Raw genomic sequence first — 7,862 nt, 5'->3', positions numbered from 1 at the left:
ACGCTGACTCATGTTGATTTTCCTCCCGCATTTTTTGTAGCTCAGCTAATCCCCGCAGGCGATTGTTTACAAGTTCCAGCAGCCTTTGAATCTCAGTTACGCGCCGCTCTTGTTGAGCTGCTCTGGCACGTTCAAGGTCCATCTCCATTTGTTGCTTATCTGCCTCTAGTTGTGGGATGTCTGCCTCTGTAACTCGGTGATGGGCGCAGCTTAGGCAGGCGTAGCGGTATTGGCAATCGCCCAACATGCTGGGGCGGTGGCACTCACCAAGTGGGGTTGTGACCTTCATCAAGTCAGCCAACTTTTCGTAACGTTGCTTGCGGGGCTTGTAGGTGGTGACCCGCCCGTACATATCCACATAGCCCTTAGTCTCTGCCTGTTTCTCTAGCCGCTCCAACGAACGCTTACGGTAGTGAGGTAGCATGTCGAGAGAGCCATGCCCTAAAACCACCGCAATGTACTCGTCTTCAACCTCACAATACGCCATCACACTGGCCTTGATGTAACGAAACATGTAGCTGGTGAGAGGGAAAGGTTTACCATGCTTGTCTTTAAGATTGGCCACCTCCCTGAACGCTTTGAGCCATGAATGAACTATTGTAACCGATAAGGGACTAGGCTTATAAACAGGCTCAACTTGAAAACGCCCTCCCACTTCTGCCCCATCCTTGAATGCTGTGGATGCTCTACAGAAAAGTTTGTTGAACTGAGAATCGTTGCCAAACTGTTCGTCCAAAAAACGTTGTTGCTCTTGCACTAACTCGGCAACCAGAGGATGCACCTGGAAATAACGCCACTGCTTCCGTTTGGCGACCCAGCGTAGTAGAAACCAGTGCCCTCCTTCCTGCTTGAGGCAATGACGCGGCATCAGCAGCATCTCGTTGATACGGCACCCTAAAGCAATTTGCAACCGAAACAAGCGTGCCAAGGGCGCAGGAAAAAGGTCAAGTTGCTCGTAGATTTGATGCAATACCTCTCCCCCTTGCTGCACCAAAATAAACTTAACTGTCAATAAAAAATAGTTACTATTGCCTTAAAACTGTCAATAAGATGCTGAAAAACAAGGCAAAATACTAAACATATCTACATTTTATTGAGAATAAATAGCAATAACTTCATAAAAACAGATACCATGCCTACCCGATCAATAAACCTTCGATGTAGAACTTAACCGTTCGCGCTTCCCCTGCGCCGCCGAAGCGCAGCACAGGCAGTTTCAGGTGCAAGCGCTTCTTGGACAGATGGTTATTCCAATCCTTTCCTGAAAAGGAGCTCCTCCCGGGTATTCTACCAACTGCCGTTTTGCGAAAGCTTGCGCCACCTCGCCCTCTTTCCCCAACTCTCTCGCAAGAACCATTAAATCAAGCGAGTTAAGAAGTTCTGCCGTAATTGGCCGCTTTGCATCCCAGAAAATTAAGGCCGACCAAAACTCCCTGGCAGGGTCACATTCTAAACCGAAATGGCTATAACGCAAATCCCTGCCCTAAAGGACAGGGAGCATCAAAACGAGTTAAGCTGAACTGTGCGGTGGAAAAAGATATCAACTTTCCGTCCGGCCTCGAGATGCCATACGTTTACTGGAGCAGCCTTTTTAGACTGAAGCCATTCTTGGAGCTTAGGATTAAGCACACTTAAAGCTCCCTCAATTGCTGCAGCACGGTAGTTTTTTGTATTTTTGCTTTTGGTGATAACTGTTTCACGAATATTCTCAGAATCAGAGTTAACGATAACCTGTCGGTCAACTTCTGGCTCATTGTACAAACGAGCCACCTGTTGTACCCCATTAGCAATAACTGTACCTAAAAGCTTAGCAATTTCTGACAAAGTTCCCGTCTGAAAAAGTTTTGCCATTAATGGCCGACCCTTTTCCCCCCTAATTTCGACAGCATTTTCCGGAAGCTTGTATTCAATTCCATTTGGGGTAACTATAGCAGTTCCCTCTAAAAACATCAAACCGTTAGGAGCTACAGTTGATACGCGACCTAACACAAGCGTACCCGGAGGTAAAACCTCTGTTAACGAAGACTCTTCTACAATTTCAATACTAAAAGTACGTTCCTTGTTACGCTCATCTCCCTCCAGAAATATCACAGGCGTCTTGACACGCCCAGGAACTTGGGTCCCACCCATAACCTTTTGAGTATGGGTAGCTGCCAACTTAACTTCCGGCTCTGACACAAGCTCAGGGTAAATGTAGCCCTGAAGAAAAGCTTCCTGTTGAGCACGCACACGTTGAGATATATCAGGCAAACGAGACACATCAGCCCTAGCAGACAGCGACTCCGACCGAGCCACACTAGCTAAAGTACTAGGTGAAAAAGAAGAAATAGATCCCTGAGAACCCTGAATATTCTTATTCTTATTAGGAGCCTGAAAACCCTGAATATCCTGATTCTCATGATAAGGGGAGAGATTCTCTTCAGGCATCACAAACTGACCCGTGCCACCTTGTTCCTCCATCGAAGGCTCCTGCACCGGAGTGGCAGAAGTAGCTGACGATGGATCACTTTGCGTGGATAACTCTGCTTTAACTACAGGAGTCGCATTTCCATCCACACGACCAAAAGAACCAAGCTTCTGTTGAAACTGCCACATCACCTGCCACTGATTAATAGCCGCTTCTGGTGACTGCTGCGACAATTCTAGTGCAGGACCCTGTGCAGGCAGAGAAGGTGACGGTGGCACCGGTGGCGACGGTGATGATGATGGCGGTGGCGATGGCGGCGGTACCACAACCGGCTCTAGAGGTGTTGGTGAATCTGGAAGTGTCGACAAAACAGTAGAAGGCTGCCCAGATCGCGGCTGGCCCTTCCTCTCCTCTAAAGGTGTCTGGTCATCAGGCTGTACCTCGCGATTTAGCTGCTGCTCCGCCTGTAGCTTCGCCAACTCTGCCCGATAACGCTGATCCAAAATCGCCCGTTGTGCCTCTAACTCAGAAATCCGAGCATCCTTTTGCTCCGGCGTCATGTCTAAAAAACCACGCTCCGCCGCACTACTCTGACTCTGCTCCTGACTCGCTGCCACCACATCTTCCTGACGCCCAATGCCAAAACTGCTGGAAAGAAAAAAACCCGCCACAATGGTCACAAAGCCAACCACCACGCCCATCGACCCAGCCTGAACCCACCCCCGCTCATGAAACTTTAACTCAGTATGCTGCTCCTCCTCAGACCCCTCACTAAGATTCTCATCGCCACTCAAAACATCCTCATCCCCACCCTCAACCTTCACATCATTCTCATCCAAACCCACTAAATCCAGTAAATCCTTGCTAACCCCAGCAGAACCCCCAACTTCCGCCATCTCTAATACCCCCAATGATCCATATCATCCATATAACCCATTAGCTCACTACCCCTACTATAACAAAAATATCTAAAAATATCTAGTAAACAATAGAATAAATACCAAAAATGTTTCATACTTTATCTAACAGTATAAACAAACCCTTTCCAATATAGAAAAACACTGAAAACAGTAATCCAAAAGTAAATCAACTTTCTTAATCTAAAATATATGGAGAATAAGAGAGGAAATAGAATCGAGTAGGAGTATGTTATAATAGACGGTACAAACCATAAAGGAGGGGTCAGAGAAACGGGAGATGTTAGACGGAAGAAAGCAAATTGCCTTACTTTTCATGATGAATGTTGCGGTCAGCGGTATTACAGTTATCCTATTCATAATTACTGGAGTAATTCTTATCAATTCAAGGCCAAAGAATAATTTTGTACAACTTGTAGATGGAAAAACAATTATGGTAACAACTGTGGGCAGCTATGAGAGGCAGCCACAAACAATTCGCAGATTTATCAAAGAAGTTTTTAGCCTGATGTTTACGTGGAATGGCTTTCTGCCATTAGAAAGCAATATACCTAACGAGATACCTCTACCAGATCTAGGAGTATCTGTTTCTGGGGGAAAAAAGGTAGCAACAACAACCATGTATGCCAGTTTTGCCTTTAGCGAAAAGCTCAGAAACGCGCTTTTACAGGAAATTGCATTATTAACTCCACAAGAGCTTTTTAAACCTGTACAGCCAGGGCAACCAAATCGTAAACCTAAGGTAATTCTCTTGGTTGAATTTATTGGCGATCCTCGACCAGTACGCACAGGTACATGGCAACTAGAGTTCGTATCCAACTTAATTATTTTTGAAGAAAAAGCACCACAAGGCCGTCTCCTAACACCGTTTAACAAAATTGTAGTCGTACGTGCTATTGAACCGGTTACAGAAATTCTTTACAACCCAACAAAACCGCCAGAATCGGAGGTAACAACGGTCAGAGATAAAGAAAAAAGCAGAAATTCATTAGAAGAGGAACCGATTTACACACACATTGATAAAATTGTGCAAAGAATAAGGTATAGTGGACTACAAATTATCGAACTGAAAGAATTAGGAAGCGGAACAAACAACGGTCAGCTATAAAACAACAAAACACATGGGGATAGCTTGGTAGCTCCGTACTACAGGAAGGAAAAGTCCTTATGTGACTTGAGTCGCTAACTGCTATGGTTACAAGTTTAGAGACTACGTAAGAACCCCTCACCTGGAAGCACTGGGCAAAAATAGATAGAGAGCGGGGTTCTCAGCGGTTCATACAAAAAAAATTGGGTCAGAAGACCCATTCTCAAGCAAGAAACTCAAAAAGACAGTAGGTAGATCAGCGCAAAAGCCGGCATAACTCGTTTCCACACCTTTCTGACTCAAAAATGATTTCAGAAATTACTTCAAGACTTACTTGATAGAATAAAAAATCATCTTCTAAAAAATCCTCTATCCTATCATCAGACCAGGGGGTATTCCAGGCCCGTTCACAGATATGCTGACACCGCTTCCGAAATACCTCTACATAGGTACTCAACTGGCACATATACCGCCACTTTTCCGGCATACGGGGATGAAAGCGTACAAAACAAGCCTCATAATCTAGGACATTCTCCATCAGCGGCGGATCATCCGGCCTCCGCTTGTAGTAAATATTAATATAAGTATCCTTCAAGTTAGGTTTTGCCAGTGCACGCCTCATAAGCTCCGTATCTATAAGTAATGCGCCCAGAGGAGCTCCCTTTAAGTTAGGATCCACAGACCTCCGCATCCTACCGTCAGAATTACCATCCGTTGTCTTACGAGCTGCAGTTTCCATAAGCATTCTCACAAAATCTAGTTTACCTTTACCATTCAGTTCCACTATACCAGATTGCTTACCCACGCAACAAGAGGGAACAGGTAGAATCCGACACTCAAACGGAGCAATCCTCCGTAAGAGCTCTACAACCTCCTGCGCCTGCTCCCACGAACCAATCCATACAGCTTCTGGAACCACCACATCCCAGTCCGTCAGTTGGATTGTATGCTGGAACTTGCCTGTAGGTAAATAAAAATAGGACTCTGTAACTATCCGCGGCTTTAACGCAAGCTGCTCACGCCCAGGTTGTACAAGCTTATCAATACAAATCCAAAAGCAGGAGCCAACCTGACGCCCCTCAGTTACTAACATATGAACCTCCCCAAAGTAAACTAATATATTATTAGCACCGCGCTGGAAAAGTATAACATACAGACAAAACTGAAGGCAACCTACTTACTAGACCTCGAAATACAATTCCTTTGATAATAGTTCTGAGCAATCTGACTACCCTGCTCCATCGCATAACGCAAATCCCTACAACCAAAAATATAATTTCCCATTTTGATACGAATGATACCTCTATTTGTATACGCCTCAACCAGCTTTGGAGCATACCAAATTGCACTATTAATACTCGCAAGTGCTTGCTTTAAATCACCCATCTTTGCATAAATGTTAGACCGCAGCAACCAGGCCATACCATTCTTTGAATCCTGGCGCAAAACAAAGTCTAAATCTGCAAGCGCTTCCTGCTGTCTACCCAATTCATCAAAAACTAAAACCCGATTCAAACGAAATTCTATGTTTCTAGGTGACTCTCGAATAATCCTGTTATAAACATCTAAAGCTTCTTCCTTCTTGCCTAGATAGTGAGCATAAATATTTGCCTTGTTATTTAAGGCTTCAAGGTTGTTAGGATCTAGTTGCAGCACATTCTCAAAAGCATTAAGCGCTTGCTCAACCTTGCCCTGTCTATATAAACATAAACCCCGATAAAATAGCAAATCACTTCTAATAATAATGATTGCCTGATTATTTAGATCAAAAAAAGGCGCACAGTCCCCCCTCAAAAAAGCAGACCTCATTTGAACGGCATACAGATCATCACTATTCTTATAGAGCTTACCATAACTCACACCACCACCTAAAAATAAGAAACATATACATAGTATAAGGATAAATCTCCAGTTCAATTTACTATACATCGGATGGTGTTCCTCCCAAGACCAAGGAATAGCTTAGTCACAATGTACTGCGGAGCGAACAAGCTCTTAAACAACTTCGTTCGCTCAATAACTACCATTATAAACGAAGTGTAAGGCTTTAGGAACATAGCCCAACCCCGGTAAAAACCCAAGCAACAATAAATCTCCTAGGGTATCCTTCAAAGGAAATAAACAGAACCAAGAAACTTGGTATACAACCAAATCAATCAAGAAAAAACTAACATGGTTGAAAGGTACGAACGATACAACATCAAACTTGCAAATCATGGAGGTAAAAAATCATGAGTGGAGCAGCTAGAACAAATTTTGATGTTCCCAAAAAACCAGGAGAATGGACATTAGCACAGATAACGGAAGCACTATCTAGACCACTTCCTAGCACGGTTTTGGAAACAAAACAATTGGAAGATGGCCGAGTAATAGAATACGTCCCCTGGCACAAGGCAATCTTGCTGCTAAATAAGTATGCACCCGGTTGGCAATGGGAGATCAGGCAGATCTACACAACCAATGAGGATCTGTTTCTCATCGGAAGGCTTACAATTCCTACTGCCGAGGGCCTATTCTATCGAGAGGCTTCTGGAAGAAACTCCCTCAAAGATACTGGCTATGGGGACGCCAGTAGTAATGCTGAATCCATGGCCTTCAGAAGAGCAGCAGCAAAATTTGGATTGGCCCTATACCTATACAACAAATAAATCTTTTGTTACAAATGACGTACCTCTTCCTCTACCTGTTCCTGATAGGGTATCGTCAAGGGAATCGCCTGTGAACGAGAGGTTGTAGGTGGCAGCAGCTGTGGTTGGGGGGAAGTAGTACAGCTCATCCGGTACTGCTTACCCTCCCCCGCTAAATACTTAATGAGACCCATTGGCAGACCATACTTTTCAGCGGTCGGTCGCAGTAACTTACCAGCCTGAACCTCACATTCCCACTGTTGTAGACGTTCCCGCAACAGTCTAGTAAATTCCCCATCTTTAAGATCATGATATAAGTGATTAGATACCTCTGAACTTAACCCTAACAAAACATCACTAACTAGCGCAAATTCATTACGTCGATACTGAAAATAACGCACATTATGAGGTACTAAATAGTAGTAATCTGAACCTAAACCGTAAGTTACCGGTATCTCAAGACTACCATGACTCGTTTCTAACCATAAAGAACCTTTCTCAAACTTACTTGCACTACGTAACAATAAACGATAATCTGAAATCTTTTGCGCATAAATACCAGAACAGCGAAAATTGATGACTTTTACAGTTTTCCCGGTTTCAATCTCTGTCCATAAAGTTGTATCTAGAATACTATCATTCTGACCAACAGTAATTAAACCACCCGGTTCAATAAAGTCAATTGGTTTAAAATCTTTAATACAAATAATAATAAACAATAAAAGAAAAACAATAAGCCACTCTGGTTGTAGATCAATAACATCACTGTAATCAATAATCTCAATAAAGGAATCTAAGGAACCAATTGTAACACCTCCGGTCAT

General features: G+C 43.7%; 7 protein-coding genes. 2 read left to right on the top strand and 5 right to left on the bottom strand.

Features of this window, described 5'->3' with window-relative positions; genetic code table 11:
* Both ACWISF_RS10725 and ACWISF_RS10720 read right to left on the bottom strand, forming a co-directional pair.
* A partial coding sequence (locus tag ACWISF_RS10725; RefSeq protein ID WP_448381578.1) for a tyrosine-type recombinase/integrase occupies positions 1-1,012 on the bottom strand: 1,012 nt, incomplete at its 3' end.
* 488 nt (positions 1,013-1,500) lie between these two features.
* Complete coding sequence (locus ACWISF_RS10720) at positions 1,501-3,303, bottom strand: hypothetical protein (protein WP_448381577.1); 1,803 nt, start codon at positions 3,301-3,303, stop codon at positions 1,501-1,503.
* A gap of 301 nt (positions 3,304-3,604) precedes the next feature.
* Here ACWISF_RS10720 and ACWISF_RS10715 point away from each other — a divergent pair, with 301 nt between their 5' ends.
* Positions 3,605-4,432, top strand: a complete 828-nt coding sequence (locus ACWISF_RS10715; protein WP_448381576.1) for a hypothetical protein — start codon at positions 3,605-3,607, stop codon at positions 4,430-4,432.
* A gap of 235 nt (positions 4,433-4,667) precedes the next feature.
* On the opposite strand, the gene ACWISF_RS10710 is transcribed toward ACWISF_RS10715, so the two are convergent.
* Positions 4,668-5,504: a hypothetical protein gene (locus ACWISF_RS10710; RefSeq protein WP_448381575.1), complete on the bottom strand. Its 837-nt coding sequence runs from the start codon at positions 5,502-5,504 to the stop codon at positions 4,668-4,670.
* Between the two features lie 80 nt (positions 5,505-5,584).
* Positions 5,585-6,340 carry a tetratricopeptide repeat protein gene (locus ACWISF_RS10705; RefSeq protein WP_448381574.1) on the bottom strand — a complete coding sequence of 252 codons (756 nt, stop codon included), beginning with the start codon at positions 6,338-6,340 and terminating at the stop codon, positions 5,585-5,587.
* 302 nt (positions 6,341-6,642) lie between these two features.
* Here ACWISF_RS10705 and ACWISF_RS10700 point away from each other — a divergent pair, with 302 nt between their 5' ends.
* Complete coding sequence (locus ACWISF_RS10700) at positions 6,643-7,059, top strand: Rad52/Rad22 family DNA repair protein (RefSeq protein ID WP_448381573.1); 417 nt, start codon at positions 6,643-6,645, stop codon at positions 7,057-7,059.
* Between the two features lie 8 nt (positions 7,060-7,067).
* Here ACWISF_RS10700 and ACWISF_RS10695 read toward each other — a convergent pair.
* Positions 7,068-7,862, bottom strand: a 795-nt coding sequence (locus ACWISF_RS10695; protein WP_448381572.1) for a hypothetical protein, incomplete at its 5' end; no start/stop codon positions are given.

The sequence above is a fragment of the Gloeomargarita sp. genome (genome assembly GCF_053491055.1).
This window is presented reverse-complemented; position numbering and strand designations above follow the sequence as displayed.

Bases quoted from the DNA above. Each gene is read 5' to 3' on its own strand.
- ACWISF_RS10720 (WP_448381577.1), bottom strand. From the start codon at position 3,303: ATGGCGGAAGTTGGGGGTTCTGCTGGGGTTAGCAAGGATTTACTGGAT.
- ACWISF_RS10715 (WP_448381576.1), top strand. From the start codon at position 3,605: ATGTTAGACGGAAGAAAGCAAATTGCCTTACTTTTCATGATGAATGTT.
- ACWISF_RS10710 (WP_448381575.1), bottom strand. From the start codon at position 5,504: ATGTTAGTAACTGAGGGGCGTCAGGTTGGCTCCTGCTTTTGGATTTGT.
- ACWISF_RS10705 (WP_448381574.1), bottom strand. From the start codon at position 6,340: ATGTATAGTAAATTGAACTGGAGATTTATCCTTATACTATGTATATGT.
- ACWISF_RS10700 (WP_448381573.1), top strand. From the start codon at position 6,643: ATGAGTGGAGCAGCTAGAACAAATTTTGATGTTCCCAAAAAACCAGGA.